Origin of the sequence: Bradyrhizobium sp. i1.15.2, from assembly GCF_040548425.1 — a bacterium.
GTDB classification, from domain to species: Bacteria; Pseudomonadota; Alphaproteobacteria; order Rhizobiales; family Xanthobacteraceae; genus Bradyrhizobium; species Bradyrhizobium canariense.
On the sequence record NZ_JBEPRQ010000004.1, the window covers coordinates 160,583 to 176,956 of the forward strand.

A 16,374-nucleotide genomic window follows, 5' to 3' on the forward strand; every position below is an offset into this window, starting at 1 on the left:
ACAACCTGCGAGAGGAATGGGTAATCGCGGGCCTTACACCACTTTGGGCAGGTCCGCGCAAGTCGAAGAGTTCCGTAGAATGAAGGCCTAGAGATGGAGCCACTTCAACAATCCGAGCCCGATCGCACCATTTATGATGAGAAAAATCGCGACGATCAGGTTCAGCAGGCGCGGCATGATCAGGATGAGCACACCCGCAAGCAGCGACAGGATCGGCGAGATATGGGCGACGGTGATGTGCATGAACTTTCTTTCCGTGGGGTGGGGGCGAATCGCGGCGGGATCATAGCGGACTAGGTTCCGCGGGTAGAGACGCACTGGGCGGGCGCGAGTTCCCGGCTTCGCGAAAACTGCCCGAAAATGCCGCGAATGCGGCGGCCGTTTTCCGGAACATCGCGAAGACGCATGCATTGGCAACCGGTCGCGCCATTGGCGCTTCCCGAAAACCTTCTCGAAGGAGTTGCCCATGCGGAACAGGATTCTTGCTCTTGCAGCGCTCGCGGCCGCGATCGGCTCGCCCCTTGCGGCGCAGGCGCAAAGCAGCGTCACAGTGGGACGCGCACCCGTCGTCGTCGGTCCGACCATTGCGGTCGAGCAGCGGCCGGCGTTCCGCGACTATGTCGTCGAACAACGTGTGCCGGCTTTCCGCATCCCGGATCGCGTGGTGGTCGGTGCCACCTTACCTGAAAGCGGCGTGACCTATTATGACGTGCCGCAACGTTTCGGCGCCACCACCTATCGCTACACCGTCGTGAACGGCGAGACCGTGCTGGTCGAGCCGCGCTCGCGGCGCATCGTCGAGGTGATGGACTAGCGTCTTCAGGGATCGACTAGGTGTCCGGCGCGTCACATCAATCAGGCTGACGCGAGCAGTAGAGTCGGACATCAGGCCCCGCCCGGTCCTCCCCCCGCCGGGCGGGGCTTTTTGTGCTTCGTGTGTGCGTGCTCTCGTGTCCCGGACGCGACGCAGCGCGTAGCGTTGCGGCGCAGAGCCGGGACCCAGAATCTTTTGCGGCGGCATGGGCCCCGCTCTGCAGCGCACCGCTAAGAAGCGCTGCGCCGCGTCCGGGGCACGAGGTCAATCCTGGATCTTCGAGAAATCCGCCACCGCACGCGTGGCGCTGCGGATCTCGTTGAGCAGCTTCAGGCGGTTTTCGCGCACCTTCGCATCCTCGTCGTTGACGCGAACTTTCTCGAAGAACGCATCGACCGGCGGGCGTAGCTTGGCCATCGCACTCATCGCGGCAGCGAAGTCTTCCTTCGCGACAGCAGCGCTGGCTTCCGCCTTCACTTCGCCGATCGCCTTGGCCAGCGCCTTCTCCTCGCCGAGGCCGTAGAGTGCAGCATCGGGCGCGCCGTCGAACGTGCGCTTATCCTTCTTCTCCTCGATGCCGAGGATATTGCTGGCGCGCTTGATACCGGCGAGCAGGTTCTTGCCGTCGTCGGTCTCGAGAAACTTGCCGAGCGCCTCGACGCGGCGAACGATCATCAAGAGATCGTCCTGGCCGCCGAGCGCGAACACGGCATCGACCAGATCGTGCCGCGCGCCCTGCTCGCGGAGTTGAACCTTCAGCCGGTCTGCGAAGAAAGCAAGCAGGTCGCTCGGAAGCTTCTGCGCATCGGCAGGCTTCAAGGACAAGCCGGCGAGTGCGGACGCCGCCATCTTCATGATGGACAGACGCAGTGCGTTCTCAGCGATCAGCCTGATCACACCTAGCGCCGCGCGACGCAACGCATAGGGGTCCTTGCTGCCCGTCGGCTTTTCGTCGATCGCCCAGAAGCCAACCAGCGTGTCGAGCTTGTCCGCGAGCGCCACCGCGACGCTGACCGGATCGGTCGGCACACGATCGGCAGGACCTTGGGGCTTGTAGTGCTCTTCGCAGGCGGCGGCGACGGAGGCGTCCTCGCCCTGGGCCAGCGCGTAGTACTTGCCCATCAGGCCTTGCACCTCGGGGAATTCGCCGACGACTTCGGTCAGCAAATCCGCCTTCGCCAGATGCGCGGCCCGCGTGGCCTTTGCGACATCAGCGCCGACCAGCGGCGCTATCTCGGCGGCGAGACGTTCGATCCGCTTGATGCGTTCAGCCTGTGTGCCGAGCTTCTCGTGAAACACGATCTGCTCGAACTTCGGCAGCCGGTCTTCCAGCTTCGTCTTCAAATCCGTCTCATAGAAAAACTTCGCATCCGACAGGCGCGGACGGATCACGCGTTCATTGCCGGCGACGATGGTCTTGCCGCCGTCGGGCGCCTCGATGTTGGCGGTGAGGACGAACTTGTTGGTCAGCTTGCCCGTCTTGGGATCTTTGACGACGAAGCACTTCTGGTTGTTGCGGATGGTGGCGCGGATCACCTCGTCGGGAATCGCGAGATATTCCGCTTCGAACGATCCCATCATGACGACGGGCCATTCGACCAGGCCCGAAACCTCATCGAGCAGTACCTGGTCCTCGACCAGTTCGAACCCTTGCGCGAAGGTCAGTTCCTTGGCGTCGGCAAAGATGATGTCCTTGCGGGCCTGCGGATCGAGGATGACCTTTGCCGCCTTCAGCTTCGCTTCGTAATCCTCGAAGCGGCGCACGGAAATCGCATCCGGCGCCATGAAGCGATGGCCGTGGGTGGTCTGGCCGGCCTCGATGCCATCGACCGCGAATTTCACGACGTCGGGCTCTTCGGTTTCGAGCCCGAACGTCGCGGTGATCGCGTGCAGCGGGCGCACCCAGCTCAGCGAGCCCGGCTTGCCGGAGCGCGCGCCCCAGCGCATCGATTTCGGCCAGGGGAAAGTGCGGATGATGACGGGAAGGATTTCCGCGAGCACGTCGATGGCGTCGCGGCCGGGCTTCTCGATCAGCGCGATGTAGAAGTCGCCCTTCGGGTCGCGCTGGATCTTGGCCTCGTCCAGCGACGTCAAACCCGTCGCTTTCAGAAAACCCTGCACGGCAGCATCGGCCGCGCCGATCTTCGGTCCACGGCGTTCGGTCTTCAGGTCAGGCTGGCGCGCAGGGATGCCGTGCACGGTGAGCGCGAGGCGGCGCGGCGTCGCGAACGCCTTCGCGCCCTCGTAGACGAGGCCTTCGGCGACGAGCTTGTCGGTGACCATGCGGCGCAGGTCCTCCGCCGCCTTCGCCTGCATGCGCGCGGGGATTTCTTCGGAGAACAGTTCAAGCAACAAATCAGGCATCAGGCCGCTCCACCGGCTTCGGTGTGTATCCAGGCCTCGCCGCAAGCCTTTGCCAATTCGCGCACGCGAAGAATGTAGCTCTGCCGCTCGGTCACCGAGATCACGCCGCGCGCGTCGAGCAGGTTGAACACATGGCTTGCCTTGATGCATTGGTCATAGGCCGGCAGCGACATCAGATGGGCCTCGCGCTTGCCGGACTCCGAATTTTTTTGCCAACCTGCCTCGAGATATTTCCGGCAGGCAGATTCCGCCATCTTGAACTGCTCGAACAGCATCGCGGTGTCGGCCACTTCGAAATTGTGCTTCGAATATTCCCGCTCGGCCTGCAGGAAGACATCGCCATAGGTGACCTTGGCGTCACCTTCGCGGCCGTTGAAGTTCAGGTCGTAGACGCGATCGACGCCCTGCACGTACATCGCGAGCCGCTCGAGCCCGTAGGTAAGCTCGCCCGCGACCGGCGCGCATTCGACACCCGCGACCTGCTGGAAATAGGTGAACTGGCTGACTTCCATGCCGTCGCACCAGCACTCCCAGCCGAGGCCCCAGGCGCCCAGCGTCGGGCTCTCCCAATCGTCCTCGACGAAGCGAATGTCGTGCATGGCGGAATCGATGCCGATCGCGGCGAGCGACTTCAGGTACAGCTCCTGAAGGTTCGGCGGCGACGGTTTCATGATCACTTGGAACTGGTAGTAGTGCTGCATCCGGTTCGGATTCTCGCCGTAGCGGCCGTCCTTGGGACGCCGCGAGGGCTGCACATAGGCCGCATTCCAGGGCTTGGGCCCGAGTGCGCGCAGCGTGGTCGCCGGATGGAAGGTACCCGCACCCATTTCCATGTCGTAGGGTTGCAGGATCACGCAGCCCTGCTCGGCCCAGAACCGCTGGAGCGCGAGGATAAAACCCTGGAACGAGCGTTCCGGGCGCATATGGGCGGGCAAGGAGGCGTCCATCGTCAGATCGGGCTCTCGCGGGGGGTTGAATCGCGCGGGACCGTATCGACGGCAGGGGTGGGAATCAAGGCAAAGGGGGGTTGAAATGGGCTGTCATTCCGGGGCGCCCGAAGGGCGAACCCGGAATCTCGAGCTTCTCAGGTGCGCAACTGCGCACCCTAGTTCGATGCTTCGCATCGCCCCGGAATGACGGCGTATGGAAAGACGCCAGCTAGCCCGGCCGATAGGCTCCGGTCACGGGATCCTGCTTCAGCGTCTGGACGGCCCCCCTATGGGCGGCCTCGGCGACGCGTGAGAGGCGCATCTCCTCCAGCTCCTGGTTGATCCTGACGGCGGTCTTGTAGGCCCAGCGGACCACGGCAAGCCCGCCCAAGACGCCCGCGAAAGCGACGAACGGCGGCATCGGTCGATCCTTGTTCAATGCTCAGCCCCCACGCGCATTCTTGCGCAGACCGGGCCGCGCCGCAATTGGCTCAGCCTCAAGTCTCCTTGGGACCAAATGGCGCGGAGGGGCTCCGTCTAGAACCCGAATTTCGCCCAGATCGCGCGCGTCTCGACCGCCGAGATCAGGTCGTCCGGCAGGCCGGCTATCGATTCCAGGGCCGAAAGCTGCCCCGCGCCGGGCGATTTCCGGCCCAAAAGGCTGGAGAGCAGACCGGTCGGCTGGGCAATCACGGGGGTGAGAACCTTCTCGCCATAGCGGGCACGAAGAGTTGAGCGGAGATCGCCGATGCTGTCGGCGAGCCCCAGCGCGATCGAACTCTCGCCGGCCCAGTATTCGCCCGTGAACAGGGTGTCGTCGGAGCCCTTCAACCGCGCGCCGCGGCTCTCCTTCACCAGCGCGATGAAGATCTGGTGGATCTCGCGCTGGAGCGCCTTCAGCTTGGCGACGTCGTCGGGGTTTTCAGGGAGAAACGGGTCGAGCATCGCCTTGTGCGCACCGGCGGTGTAGAGGCGCCGCTCGATGCCGAGCCGCTTGATCGCCTCCTGGAAACCAAAACTGCCGCCGACCACGCCGATCGAACCGAGGATCGAGGACGGATCGCAGATGATCTCGTCGCCGGCGCAGGCGATCATGTAGCCGCCGGAGGCCGCGACGTCCTCGACGAACACCAGCACCGGCAGCTTCTTCTCCGCCGCGAGCTGCTTGATGCGCAGGTAGATCTGGCGCGACTGCACCGGCGAGCCGCCGGGCGAATTGATCACCAGCGCCACCGCCTTGGCGTTGCGCGTCGAAAACGCCCGCTCCAGCACCCGCGAAACGGTCGCGAGCGTCATACCCGGACGCAGCGGCGTCACCGCGCCGATCACACCGGACAGCCGCACCACCGGCACCACGGCCGTGCCGGGACGGAAGCGCGCCGGCAGATATTGCATGAGCTTGTCGGCCAGGCCGGAACTCTCACGATCGTTCAATTGTTCGGCCATGCCGTTACCTCTGATTAACCATTTCTTATCACGCGACTGTCATTGGAAGGGCCCGGAACGTGTTTTGCAAAAACCCCGTTGAGAGGCTGCAATGGGCCAGCGGAGAACACCATGAAAATCTATCTGCTGATGCTGCTGATCGGTGCGCTATTCATGGCGATCCGCCTGACGACTCCGCAAGAGCACCAGTCGGAATCGCTTCCGCAATAGCTCAGCACGGTTCCACCAGGGGTAGAATCGCCCTCCCCTCCAGAATATCCATCACCTCTTTTTTAGGCACGCGTGACTCCTCGTTGAGCATGAGGCTCGGCAACAATCGCGCCGGGGCCCTCCCGCCCTTGACCGCGCGCACCAGCACGCGGATCGCGGGCCGCCCGGCTTCACCGTGAACCGGCAGAATCGCGAGACTGCCGAAGCCGCGAGACAGCGCTGCCAAAACCTCCGTGATCCCATCTGCGCGCCAAATCAATGTCAGCGCACCATTCGAGCGGAGGATGCGGCGCGCCGCATGTACCCAGGCATTCAGCGTCTCATCCGTCGCCACATGCGCGATCTGGCGCGCCTGGTCGGGCGAGCCGCGATGGCGAGCGGGATCGTTGAAGGGCGGGTTCGTCAGCACCACGTCGACGCTGTCGGGCGCGAGCCCGCTGGCCGCGAAGGCCTGTGCGTCCGCGGTGACGTCGAGCACGATCGTCTCGGCGGCAATCGCATTCGCTGCCGCATTGACGCGCGCAAGCTCCGCCAGCTCGGGATCGATCTCGACCAGGCCGAGCTTGATCCCGGGAACGCGCCGAGCCAACGCAAGCCCGGCTGTGCCGATGCCGGCGCCGAGATCGACGACGCGGTCGCCCGCCCTCGCCTCCGTCGCCGCCGCGAGCAGAATGGCATCGTGCCCGGCGCGATGGCCGGACCGCTTCTGCTTCAGCCGCAATTGCCCGCCGAGAAAGGCGTCCTCGGTGAGGTCTGCCAGTGCTTCACTCATCGCCGCGCAGTTCGTGGCTGAGGCCGGCCTCGGTCAGAAGCTGCCGGGCCTCGATGGCGTCGTCCTCGTGGACCAGGATCCGCCGCGGCAAAATGCCGAGCGAGCCCTCGATGATGCTCATGTTCTGGTCCAGCACCAGATGATGGATGTTGGCGCCGTCGAGCAGCGCGCCGATCGCCGACACCAGCACCATATCGTTGGTCCGAACCAGTTCTCGCAAAACACAAGCCTCCTGCCTGACGGGGATTAAGCGCCAAATGTCAATGGTTCCACGGCCCTTGCCGCATCCCCGTCCAGTTTCTATTGTCTTTCCATCAGAATAGCCCTTCCGGGGCAAATATTGGAGACCGGCGTGGCCGTCATCGTACCTTTCGAAACTCCCGGCGCGTCGATCGAAGAGCTGGTTGCCCTTGTCGCCGGTGACATGGAGCGCGTCAACGCCACGATCCTGTCGCGGACCGGTTCGGACGTGACCATGATCCCGGAGGTCGCCAACCATTTGATCTCCTCCGGGGGCAAGCGCCTGCGGCCGATGCTGACGCTGGCCATGGCCAACCTCGCCGGCTACACCGGCGACGGCCATATCAAGCTCGCCGCCAGCGTCGAGTTCATGCATACCGCCACCCTGCTCCATGACGACGTCGTCGACGAAAGCGAGATGCGCCGCGGCAAGCTGTCGGCGCGCATGCTCTGGGGCAATGAGGCAAGCGTGCTGGTCGGCGACTTCCTGCTCGGCCAGGCCTTCCGCATGATGGTCGAGGTCGGCTCGCTCCGCGCGCTCGACATTCTCTCCGCGGCCGCCGCCACCATCGCCGAGGGCGAGGTGATGCAGCTTGCCGCCGCCAAGAACACCGCGACCACCGAGGACGAATATCTCGCCGTGATCCGCGGCAAGACCGCCGAGCTGTTCGCGGCCGCCTGCGAGGTCGGCCCCGTGATCGCCAATCGTCCGAAGGCGGAGCAGACCGCCTGCCGCTCGGTCGGCATGAATCTCGGCATCGCCTTCCAGCTCGTCGACGACGTGCTCGACTATGGCGGCAAGAGCGCGAAGCTCGGCAAGAATACCGGCGACGATTTCCGCGAGGGCAAGATCACGCTGCCCGTCGTGCTCGCCTTCCGCCGCGGCAACGACACCGAGCGCGCCTTCTGGATCCGCGCGCTCGAGCGCGGCGAAATCGGCGACACCGACCTCGACCACGCCATCGGGCTGATGAACAAGCATCGTGCGCTCGAAGACACGCGCAGCCGCGCCCAGCACTACGGCGCCATGGCGGTGGACGCGCTGGCGCTGTTCCCATCCTCGCCAATGAAGAGCGCGCTGGAGCAGGTCGTGGCGTTCTGTCTGGCACGGTCGCATTAGGGCTCCGCATCCTTAGCGCTTGCTGGTCGCCACACCCTCAGTGTCGTCCCGGCGAAGGCCGGGATCCATTACCCCGGTCAGCGTCGTCTGAGCGCGCTGTGGCCACCATCGTGCCACCACAACAACAGTCGTGGCTATGGGTCCCGGCCTTCGCCGGGACGACATCGTTGAGATAGCCTCACCACTTCATCAACACCGTCATTGCGAGCGCAGCGACAGCTCCAGCTTCGCAGCTGCCTTGGCTCCCTCCACCCACATCGGCCACTGCTCGCCAAGTAACTTGCATTTTGCAAGCCACTCTCCTACCTTTGCCTCATGCAGCCCAAATCCCCTTCCATCCAGGAATGTCCGGTCGGCCGCGCCGTGGAGACGGTCGGCGAATGGTGGAGCATTTTGATCCTGCGGGATGCGTTCCAGGGCGCAACGAGGTTCGACGAATTTTCGCAAAGCCTCGGGATCGCGCCGAACATCCTGTCGCGGCGGTTGGCCCATCTCACCGAAAGCGGCATGTTCGTCCGCCGCCGCTACAATGAACGGCCGCCGCGCTATGAATATGTGCTGACGGACAAGGCCCGGGACTTCTTCCCCGTGGTCGCGACCCTGCTCGCCTGGGGCAACAAGCATCTCGCACCGAAGGGCGAAGCGATCCTGCTCGCGAACCGGCGCGATCGTCGTCCATTCAATCCGGTGGTGGTCGATGCCGCCGACATGCAGCCGATTACGCTCACCAATGCGGTCATCATCGCCGGTCCCCGCGCCAGCCGTCTCATGCGCAAACGGCTGACCTCGCTCAAAGCCATGAACCCGGCCGTCGCGCCGGCTGGAGACTGACATGCGTCGTATCGTCGTGACGGGAATGGGCGCGGTGTCGCCGCTTGGCTGCGGTGTCGAACTGTCGTGGCGCCGGCTGCTGGCCGGTCAAAGCGGGCTGCGCCCGCTGCCGGAATGGTCGCAGGCGCTGCCGGCACGCATTGCCGGCCTCGTGCCCGACAAGGCCGATGATGCGGACGGCGGCTTCGATCCCGCGCAGGCCGCCGCGCCGAAAGACCAGCGCAAGATGGACCGCTTCATCCTGTTCGCGCTGCTCGCCACTGCAGAAGCTGTGGCGCAGGCCGGCTGGACACCGCAGGACGCGGCAGCACAGGAACGAACCGCGACGATCATCGCCTCCGGCGTCGGCGGTTTTCCGGCGATGGCGGAGGCGGTGCGCATCACCGAACTGCGCGGCCCGCGCCGGCTGTCGCCGTTCACGATCCCCTCTTTCCTCGCCAATCTCGCTGCGGGGCACGTCTCGATCAAATACGGCTACAAGGGAGCGCTGGGCACACCGGTCACGGCGTGCGCCGCCGGCGTTCAGGCGATCGGCGATGCCGCGCGCATGATCCGCGCGGGCGAGGCTGATGTGGCGATCTGCGGCGGCGCGGAAGCCTGCATCGACATCGTCAGCCTCGGCGGCTTCGCTGCGGCCCGCGCACTGTCGAGCGGGTTCAATGACGCACGCGCCTCGCGCCCGTTCGATCGCGACCGCGACGGTTTTGTCATGGGCGAAGGTGCCGGCATCCTGGTGATCGAGGAGCTGGAGCATGCATTGGCGCGTGGCGCGACGCCGATCGCGGAGATTGTCGGATACGGTACGACCGCGGACGCCTATCACATGACATCGGGTCCGCCTGACGGTGACGGCGCGCGGCGCGCCATGGAGATCGCGCTCCGGCAGGCGAAGCTTGCGCCTGCGGATTTGCAGCACCTGAACGCGCATGCGACGTCGACACCGGCCGGCGACGAGAGCGAGCTTGGCGCGATTGCCGCCCTGTTCGGTCGTCACCGCGGCATCGCCGTGAGCGCGACCAAATCGGCCACCGGCCATCTGCTCGGCGCCGCGGGTGGGCTGGAAGCGGTCTTCACCGTGCTCGCCCTGCGCGACCAGATCGCGCCGCCGACGCTCAATCTCGAAAACCCTGATCCCGCCGCTGACGGCATCGACATCGTCGCCGGTGTGGCGCGCCCGATGCCGATGCAGCACGCGATCTCGAACGGGTTCGGATTCGGCGGGGTGAATGCCAGCGTGATCTTCCGCCAGATGGGCTAAACGCAAGCCTTGTAGACGACGGGGCCTTGCAATCGCGGCAAGCATCGCTACCAAAGCAGGATGATCAACACGAATTTCTGGCTGTTCCTGGCCGCCGCTTGTCTCATCGCCGCCGTTCCCGGCCCCGGTATTTTCTACGTCGCGGCACGGACCTTGTCGGAAGGGCGCGCCAGCGGTTTTGCATCGACCGTGGGCACCGCGCTCGGCGGGCTGGTTCATGTGGTCGCCGGCAGCCTCGGCATCTCCGCGATCATCCTCGCCAGCGCCGAGCTGTTTGCCGCCGTGAAATTCGTCGGCGCACTCTATCTGGTCTGGCTCGGCATCAGGACCTTTCGCAGCGCCGGCCGCGCGCTGTCATTCGACAGCGTGCCTGTCGGCGACAAGCGCGCCTTTCGCGACGGCGTGCTGGTCGAGGCGCTGAACCCGAAGACCGCCGCATTCTTCCTCGCCTTCATTCCGCAGTTCCTTGACCCCGCGGGATCGAACCCGACACTGCAATTCATCATGTTGGGTGCGATCTCGGTGACGCTGAACACGCTCGCCGACATCGTGGTGGTGCTGATGGCCTCCGCGACACGCACGCAGTTGATCGGAAAGCCACATCTGATGCGACGTCTCACCCAGGGCTCCGGCGTCTTCATCGCAGGGCTCGGCCTGTCGCTCGCACTGGCGCGGCGGCCCGCGAATGGATAATGGATAGCGCCACCATGCTCGCCCCGCAAAGCCGCACTTACGAGTCTCACGGCTTGCGACTGCACTATGCCGACTGGGGCAACGACGGCGCGCCGGTCGCCATCCTGGTTCATGGCGGCCGCGATCACTGCCGGAGCTGGGACGTCATCGCCCGATCGCTGCAGCCGCATTTCCACGTGCTCGCACCCGACCTGCGCGGTCACGGCGATTCGGACTGGACCAAAGGCGGCAGCTACGCACTGACGGAGTATGTGTACGATCTGGCCCAGCTCGTCCGTGCCGTCGCAGCGCCTCAAGTCACTCTCATCGGCCATTCCATGGGCGGCATGGTCAGCCTGATCTTTACAGGGGCATTCCCCGAACAGGTCTCGAAGCTGGTCGTGCTCGACGGCGTGACGATGTTGCCGGATACACCAAAACCGCCGGTGCATGAGCGGATCGGCAAATGGGTCGGTCAGCTCGACAAGCTGCACGACCGCGCACCGCGCCGCTATTCGACCCTCGAAGACGCGGCGGCGCAGATGGTCCTTCACAACAAGCGGCTGTCCCGCGACCTCGCGCTGCATCTCGCCACCCACGGCGCGCGGCAGAACGACGACGGCACCTATAGCTGGAAGTTCGATCCCTACCAGCGCGCCTCTGCGCCGCACCGGCTCTGGCCGGACGATCACATCGCGCTGTGGTCCCGTATCACCTGTCCGACGCTGCTCTTGAATGCCGGCGAAAGCTTTCTGGCTGGCGCGAGGACCGCGGGCCTGGAGCGCTACTTTCCGCAGGCACGCGTCGAGACCATCGCCGGGGCCGGACACTGGCTGCAACATGACAAGCCGCAGGAAGTGTTGGGTGAGATCCGGGAGTTTCTCGGGCTGGCCTAGCTCAGCGTCCCCGCGTGCACCCACCAGCCGGAATGATCCCTGCGGATCGTCTCGGCGGCGGCGTGCGCTTCGGAAGATTCGCCATAGATCGCAAAGCACGTCGCACCCGAGCCGGACATGCGGGCAAGCTTGACGCCGGCGGAGCCACGCAAGGCTTCCAGCACGTCGCCGATGACAGGCTCGATGCGCATCGCGGGGGCTTCGAGATCGTTGGCGACGGTCTCGAGCGTGTCGACCCAATCGGCAATGGAGGCGCCCTCGCCCGGCCAGGCCGGAGCGTCGAGGACGGAGGTGGCGCCGACCAGGAGTTCGCCGTTGCGCAGGCCCAGCGCCTGGAACACGTCCTTGGTCGCGACCGGCACGCGCGGATTGACCATCACGCACGGCATGCTCGGCAACGCGAGCGGCAGCAGCTGTTCGCCGACACCAGTCATGTCGCAGGCGCGCGAGAACAGACACACCGGCACGTCGGCACCGGTCGCGAGCGCAACCTTCTGCAGCCGCGGGTCGTCGAGCGAAAGATTGTTGAGACGCGCCAGCAACCGCAGCGCCGCAGCCGCGTCGGCCGAGCCGCCGCCGATTCCGGCCGCGACCGGGAGCACTTTGTCGAGCGCAAAGGCGCCCAGCTTCAGGTTCGGAACGGCTTCGGCCAGGAGCTTGGCCGCCTTGAATACGAGGTTGTCGGCCATATCGCCGCAGGCCGCCGCGAGTGGCCCTGTCGTGGTGAGCTTCAGCTCGCTGCCGGGCTCAAGCGTGAGCCGGTCGGCGCAGTCGGCAAACGCGACCACGCTTTCGAGATCATGATAGCCGTCGGCACGACGGCCGACCACGCGAAGGCTCAGATTGACCTTCGCGCGCCCTTCTTCAATCAACGCCGGCATTGACGACACGCCCCCAGAACTTAGTTCTTCCTACGCATGATCTTGCCGGAAAACCGCTACACACTTTTCCGGATCATGCGCTCAACTCAGCCGCCCTTGCCGTCGTCCTTTTTCTTCTCCTTCTCCGCCTGCGCAGCCGAGGAGTTCGAATTGTCGTCGGTCATTCCGTTGGCAATCTTGGCCTCGATCTTCGGAAGCTCATCCGCTTCGGGCTTGAGATCGCGGGCGTGCGCCCACTGGAACTTGGCTTCCAACGTGCGGCCGACGCGCCAATAGGCGTCGCCAAGGTGATCGTTGATCGTTGGATCCTCGGGCTTGAGGTCAATGGCGCGCTCGAGGTTCTTCACCGCGTCCTCGTAATTGCCGATGCGGTAATAGGCCCAGCCAAGGGAGTCGACGATGTAGCCGTCATCCGGGCGCTGCTCGACCGCCCGCTTGATCATCTTCATGCCTTCGTCGAGATTGATGCCCTGGTCGATCCAGGAATAGCCGAGATAGTTGAGGACGTGGGGCTGGTCGGGCTGCAGCTCCAGCGCCTTCTTCATGTCGGCTTCGGCCTTGCCCCACTGCTTGGAGCGCTCCTCGCAGATGCCGCGATAATAATACCAGACGCTGTTGGCCTTGTCGTTGCCGGCCGGCAGCACGTCGACGCCTTGCGAATAGGTCGCGCCGCATTCGCCGAACTTCTTGCGGCCGCGCTCGATGTTGCCGAGCGCCATGATGGCTTCGAGATCCTTGGAATCCTCAGTGGTGACGCCCTTGAGGATCTTGATCGCCTCGTCGGTGCGGTCGGCGGAATCCAGATCGATGGCGAGCTGAATCTGGGCGTTGCGTTTGAGCGGCGAGGACGCCGGCACCCGCTCATAGACCTTGATCGCCATCTGCGGCCGCTTCACCGATTCATAGAGATCGGCGAGCGAGAGCAGCGCCAGGGGATGGGTGGGCTGGAGGTAGAGCGAGAGCTGGAGGTAGACCAGCGCCAGATCCTCGCCGCCGCGGCGGGTCAGTGTGGCGCCGATGCCGTAGAGTGCTTCTGCGGCGCCGGCTTGCGCGCTATCGACCAGCGGCGGCATCTTCTTGCCGGCCTTGGTGTCGCGCAACCCTTCTACGATCAGCGGATGGCGGGCGAGCTTCTTGTCGAAAGCCTGGTAGACGGTGGTCGCGGCGGCCGAGTCCTTGTTGCGCGACAGCCAGCGCGCATAGGCCTCGGTGACACGCAACATGGAATCGTCGAGCTTGTAGGCACGCTCGAACCGGGCGCCCGCGTCTTTCTCCTTGCCGGCGAGCTCGAGGATCATGCCGGCATGGAGATCCTTGAACAGCGGATACCATTCCGGACCGGCCAGCTTGTCGATGGTGGCGACGCCGCCCTTGGCATCACCCGCACCATAGGCGGCCCAGCCCGACAGCAGCGTGGCGACGAGATCGGTGATCGGACCGCGGATCGACTGGTTGATGTTGGTCTGCGCGGTCGCGTACTTCTTGAACTTGAGATCGTGCACGCCGACGACGAGGCGCGCAACGCGGTTGGTCTTGTCGATGGTCAGGATGCGCTCGGCGAGTTTGACGGCTTCGTCGATGTCACCGTCGGCGACCGAAGAGATGAAGGCGCGGTCGAGCAGCTCGTTGTTCTTGGGATCGGTGCGCAGGGCCGAGCGATAGAACGCGGCGGCGGAGGCCGCGTCGCGCTCGACGCTGGCGTGGCGGGCGGCGAGATAGCTGCCGGAGGTGGTCAGCGCCTTCAGATCGTTTCGGGTCGGAAACTGCGCCGCCGTGTCGGACGGATGGTCCGGCGTCTGCGCCAGGACCGCGCCGGGGACCGTCGCCATCGCTGAGCCCATGAGGGCAATGGCGGCAACAGTCCAGCGGTTGAAACGATTTGAAAACATCAGGGCTCGCCTTGAGTTGGTAGTGCCTGGGTCTGAAGAAGGCCGTATCGCATGCGAACGCGGCCGGTGGCATGGGGACCCGGAACCGTCGGGCCGACAATGCCGCTTTTGGCGCTTCACCGCAAGGATTCGGGCCGGGCGATCCCCTCCGCACGCCCCAAATCGGCCAAGTGACCGGTCAAGAGCGCCCCAAGACGCCGCCAGTATGGCCTTATCGTGACCACGGACCGCGACCGCGGCCGGGTTCTCACGCGAACGTGCGTCGCAGGGCCAAGGTCACGCAATATTGGTCGCCCTTGGGCCTTGGTCACCTGGATCGTGGCTTGCTGACCCCGCCTACATCGCCTCGTAGTTCGGACCGCCGCCGCCCTCGGGGGGAACCCAGGTGATGTTGCCGTTGGGGTCCTTCACGTCGCAGGTTTTGCAGTGAACGCAGTTTTGGGCATTGATCTGGAAGCGCGGGCCGGAACCTTCCTCGATCCACTCATAGACGCCGGCCGGGCAATAGCGATTCGAGGGACCTGCAAACACGTCGTGCTCGGACGTCTTCTGGAGGTTCATGTCCGTGACCTTGAGATGGACCGGCTGGTCCTCCTCATGATTGGTATTGGACAGGAATACCGAGGAGAGCTTGTCGAAGGAAATCTTGCCGTCAGGCTTCGGGTAGGTTCTCGGCGCGTGGGTCTTGGCCGGATCGAGCGTCGCGCGATCGGGCTTCGCGTGCGACTGGGTGCCAAACAGGGACCCGCCGAACAGCGTGTTGCACCACATGTCGAAGCCGCCGAGCGCAACGCCGAGCACTGTGCCGAACTTCGACCACAGCGGCTTGACGTTGCGGACCAGGAACAAATCCTTGCCGACCGAGGAGGAGCGCCAGGTGTTCTCGTAATCGACGATCTCGTCATTGGCGCGATCGGCGGCAATGGCGGACGCAACGTGCTCGGCGGCGAGCATGCCCGTGCCCATCGCGTTGTGCACGCCCTTGATCCGGGGAACGTTGACGAAGCCGGCCGCGCAGCCGATCAGGGCGCCGCCGGGGAAGCTGAGTTTCGGGACCGACTGATAGCCGCCCTCGGTGATGGCGCGCGCGCCATAGGCGAGCCGCTTGGCACCTTCGAAGGTGGAGCGGATCGACGGATGGGTCTTGAAACGCTGAAACTCGTCGAACGGTGACAGATACGGGTCGTCGTAGTTGAGATGCACGACGAAGCCGACGGCAACGAGGTTGTCGTCGTAGTGATAGAGGAACGAGCCACCGCCGGTCTTCAGATCGAGCGGCCAGCCGAACGAATGCTGGATCATGCCCTTCTGGTGCTTGGCGGGATCGATCTGCCAGACTTCCTTGAGCCCGATGCCAAATTTCGCCGGCTCGCTCGTGGTATCCAGCGCGAACTTCGCGATGAGCTGTTTGGTCAGGCTGCCGCGCGCGCCTTCCGCGAACAGCGTGTACTTGCCGAGCAATTCCATGCCACGGGTAAAGGAGTCCTTCGGCTTGCCGTCCCGACCGATGCCCATGTCGCCGGTGGCAATGCCCTTCACCGCGCCCTGCTCGTCATAGAGCACCTCGGCCGCGGCAAAGCCCGGATAGATCTCGACGCCGAGGGCCTCTGCCTTGCGCGCCAGCCAGCGGCAGACATTGCCAAGCGAGCCGATATAGCAGTGATGATTGTCCATCAGCGGCGGCATGATGAAGTTAGGCAGCCTGATCGCGCTGCCGCCCGTCATCCAGTAGAAGCGATCGTCCTTCACCTGGGTCTTCAGAGGACAATCGGAATCCTCGCGCCAGTCCGGGATCAGCTTGTCGAGCCCGGCCGGGTCGATCACGGCGCCGGAGAGAATATGCGCACCGACCTCGGAGCCCTTCTCCACAACGACGACATTGAGATCGGCATTAATCTGCTTCAGCCGGATCGCTGCAGCCAGGCCCGAGGGGCCGGCGCCGACGATGACGACGTCGAATTCCATGGATTCGCGCGGGGGAAGTTCTTCGGTGCTCATCTGATCTCAGCCCTTGAGACGGTCCTTGGTCGATTGCGCCCTCTTGTTTCCGAT

General features: G+C 64.7%; 16 protein-coding genes. 6 read left to right on the forward strand and 10 right to left on the reverse strand.

Annotated features, from left to right (window positions below):
• Positions 1-87: 87 nt before the first annotated feature.
• Positions 88-243, reverse strand: a complete 156-nt coding sequence (locus ABIB80_RS10620; RefSeq protein ID WP_007594951.1) for a DUF3096 domain-containing protein — start codon at positions 241-243, stop codon at positions 88-90.
• Between the two features lie 223 nt (positions 244-466).
• Between ABIB80_RS10620 and ABIB80_RS10625 the strand changes: the two genes are divergently transcribed.
• Positions 467-814, forward strand: coding sequence for a DUF1236 domain-containing protein (locus tag ABIB80_RS10625; RefSeq protein ID WP_354127367.1), 348 nt, complete (start codon positions 467-469; stop codon positions 812-814).
• Between the two features lie 264 nt (positions 815-1,078).
• On the opposite strand, the gene glyS is transcribed toward ABIB80_RS10625, so the two are convergent.
• The 6 genes from glyS to ABIB80_RS10655 form a co-directional block, all read right to left on the reverse strand.
• On the reverse strand, positions 1,079-3,178 hold the full coding sequence (glyS, locus tag ABIB80_RS10630) for a glycine--tRNA ligase subunit beta (protein ID WP_219684679.1): 2,100 nt from the start codon (positions 3,176-3,178) through the stop codon (positions 1,079-1,081).
• Positions 3,178-4,125, reverse strand: coding sequence for a glycine--tRNA ligase subunit alpha (locus tag ABIB80_RS10635; RefSeq protein ID WP_219684680.1), 948 nt, complete (start codon positions 4,123-4,125; stop codon positions 3,178-3,180). The genes glyS and ABIB80_RS10635 overlap by 1 nt, the downstream gene beginning before the upstream one ends.
• 211 nt (positions 4,126-4,336) lie before the next feature.
• A complete protein-coding gene (locus tag ABIB80_RS10640) occupies positions 4,337-4,528 on the reverse strand; it encodes a hypothetical protein (protein WP_007607173.1) in 192 nt (63 codons plus the stop codon).
• A gap of 116 nt (positions 4,529-4,644) precedes the next feature.
• Positions 4,645-5,553, reverse strand: coding sequence for a S49 family peptidase (locus ABIB80_RS10645; RefSeq protein ID WP_219684681.1), 909 nt, complete (start codon positions 5,551-5,553; stop codon positions 4,645-4,647).
• Positions 5,554-5,764: 211 nt separating this feature from the next.
• A complete protein-coding gene (locus ABIB80_RS10650) occupies positions 5,765-6,535 on the reverse strand; it encodes a tRNA1(Val) (adenine(37)-N6)-methyltransferase (RefSeq protein WP_219684682.1) in 771 nt (256 codons plus the stop codon).
• Positions 6,528-6,755: a putative signal transducing protein gene (locus ABIB80_RS10655; protein ID WP_007607161.1), complete on the reverse strand. Its 228-nt coding sequence runs from the start codon at positions 6,753-6,755 to the stop codon at positions 6,528-6,530. Before ABIB80_RS10655 ends, ABIB80_RS10650 begins: the two co-directional genes overlap by 8 nt.
• Before the next feature lie 132 nt (positions 6,756-6,887).
• Between ABIB80_RS10655 and ABIB80_RS10660 the strand changes: the two genes are divergently transcribed.
• From ABIB80_RS10660 to ABIB80_RS10680, 5 genes are all read left to right on the forward strand, one after another.
• Positions 6,888-7,895, forward strand: a complete 1,008-nt coding sequence (locus ABIB80_RS10660; protein ID WP_007594965.1) for a polyprenyl synthetase family protein — start codon at positions 6,888-6,890, stop codon at positions 7,893-7,895.
• A gap of 315 nt (positions 7,896-8,210) precedes the next feature.
• A complete protein-coding gene (locus tag ABIB80_RS10665; protein WP_007594966.1) occupies positions 8,211-8,726 on the forward strand; it encodes a winged helix-turn-helix transcriptional regulator in 516 nt (171 codons plus the stop codon).
• 1 nt (position 8,727) lies between these two features.
• Positions 8,728-9,984, forward strand: a complete 1,257-nt coding sequence (gene fabF, locus ABIB80_RS10670; protein ID WP_354127368.1) for a beta-ketoacyl-ACP synthase II — start codon at positions 8,728-8,730, stop codon at positions 9,982-9,984.
• A 60-nt stretch (positions 9,985-10,044) separates the two neighbouring features.
• Positions 10,045-10,677 carry a LysE family translocator gene (locus tag ABIB80_RS10675; RefSeq protein WP_354127369.1) on the forward strand — a complete coding sequence of 211 codons (633 nt, stop codon included), beginning with the start codon at positions 10,045-10,047 and terminating at the stop codon, positions 10,675-10,677.
• Positions 10,678-10,691: 14 nt separating this feature from the next.
• The gene (locus ABIB80_RS10680; protein ID WP_354127446.1) at positions 10,692-11,552 is read left to right on the forward strand and encodes an alpha/beta fold hydrolase; all 861 of its coding nucleotides are present in this window, start codon (positions 10,692-10,694) and stop codon (positions 11,550-11,552) included.
• Here the strand turns inward: ABIB80_RS10680 and ABIB80_RS10685 are convergent.
• From ABIB80_RS10685 to ABIB80_RS10695, 3 genes are all read right to left on the reverse strand, one after another.
• Complete coding sequence (locus ABIB80_RS10685) at positions 11,549-12,433, reverse strand: 4-(cytidine 5'-diphospho)-2-C-methyl-D-erythritol kinase (RefSeq protein ID WP_354127370.1); 885 nt, start codon at positions 12,431-12,433, stop codon at positions 11,549-11,551. The two genes, ABIB80_RS10680 and ABIB80_RS10685, sit on opposite strands and share 4 nt — an antisense overlap.
• An 86-nt stretch (positions 12,434-12,519) precedes the next feature.
• Positions 12,520-14,322: a tetratricopeptide repeat protein gene (locus ABIB80_RS10690; protein WP_219684687.1), complete on the reverse strand. Its 1,803-nt coding sequence runs from the start codon at positions 14,320-14,322 to the stop codon at positions 12,520-12,522.
• A gap of 336 nt (positions 14,323-14,658) precedes the next feature.
• A complete protein-coding gene (locus ABIB80_RS10695) occupies positions 14,659-16,320 on the reverse strand; it encodes an electron transfer flavoprotein-ubiquinone oxidoreductase (protein WP_219684688.1) in 1,662 nt (553 codons plus the stop codon).
• Positions 16,321-16,374: the final 54 nt, after the last annotated feature.

Excerpts from the sequence above, each read along its gene's own strand:
- ABIB80_RS10620 (WP_007594951.1), bottom strand. The coding sequence starts at position 243 with ATGCACATCACCGTCGCCCATATCTCGCCGATCCTGTCGCTGCTTGCG.
- ABIB80_RS10625 (WP_354127367.1), top strand. The coding sequence starts at position 467 with ATGCGGAACAGGATTCTTGCTCTTGCAGCGCTCGCGGCCGCGATCGGC.
- glyS (WP_219684679.1), bottom strand. The coding sequence starts at position 3,178 with ATGCCTGATTTGTTGCTTGAACTGTTCTCCGAAGAAATCCCCGCGCGC.
- ABIB80_RS10635 (WP_219684680.1), bottom strand. The coding sequence starts at position 4,125 with ATGGACGCCTCCTTGCCCGCCCATATGCGCCCGGAACGCTCGTTCCAG.
- ABIB80_RS10640 (WP_007607173.1), bottom strand. The coding sequence starts at position 4,528 with ATGCCGCCGTTCGTCGCTTTCGCGGGCGTCTTGGGCGGGCTTGCCGTG.
- ABIB80_RS10645 (WP_219684681.1), bottom strand. The coding sequence starts at position 5,553 with ATGGCCGAACAATTGAACGATCGTGAGAGTTCCGGCCTGGCCGACAAG.
- ABIB80_RS10650 (WP_219684682.1), bottom strand. The coding sequence starts at position 6,535 with ATGAGTGAAGCACTGGCAGACCTCACCGAGGACGCCTTTCTCGGCGGG.
- ABIB80_RS10665 (WP_007594966.1), top strand. The coding sequence starts at position 8,211 with ATGCAGCCCAAATCCCCTTCCATCCAGGAATGTCCGGTCGGCCGCGCC.
- fabF (WP_354127368.1), top strand. The coding sequence starts at position 8,728 with ATGCGTCGTATCGTCGTGACGGGAATGGGCGCGGTGTCGCCGCTTGGC.
- ABIB80_RS10675 (WP_354127369.1), top strand. The coding sequence starts at position 10,045 with ATGATCAACACGAATTTCTGGCTGTTCCTGGCCGCCGCTTGTCTCATC.
- ABIB80_RS10680 (WP_354127446.1), top strand. The coding sequence starts at position 10,692 with ATGCTCGCCCCGCAAAGCCGCACTTACGAGTCTCACGGCTTGCGACTG.
- ABIB80_RS10685 (WP_354127370.1), bottom strand. The coding sequence starts at position 12,433 with ATGCCGGCGTTGATTGAAGAAGGGCGCGCGAAGGTCAATCTGAGCCTT.
- ABIB80_RS10690 (WP_219684687.1), bottom strand. The coding sequence starts at position 14,322 with ATGTTTTCAAATCGTTTCAACCGCTGGACTGTTGCCGCCATTGCCCTC.
- ABIB80_RS10695 (WP_219684688.1), bottom strand. The coding sequence starts at position 16,320 with ATGAGCACCGAAGAACTTCCCCCGCGCGAATCCATGGAATTCGACGTC.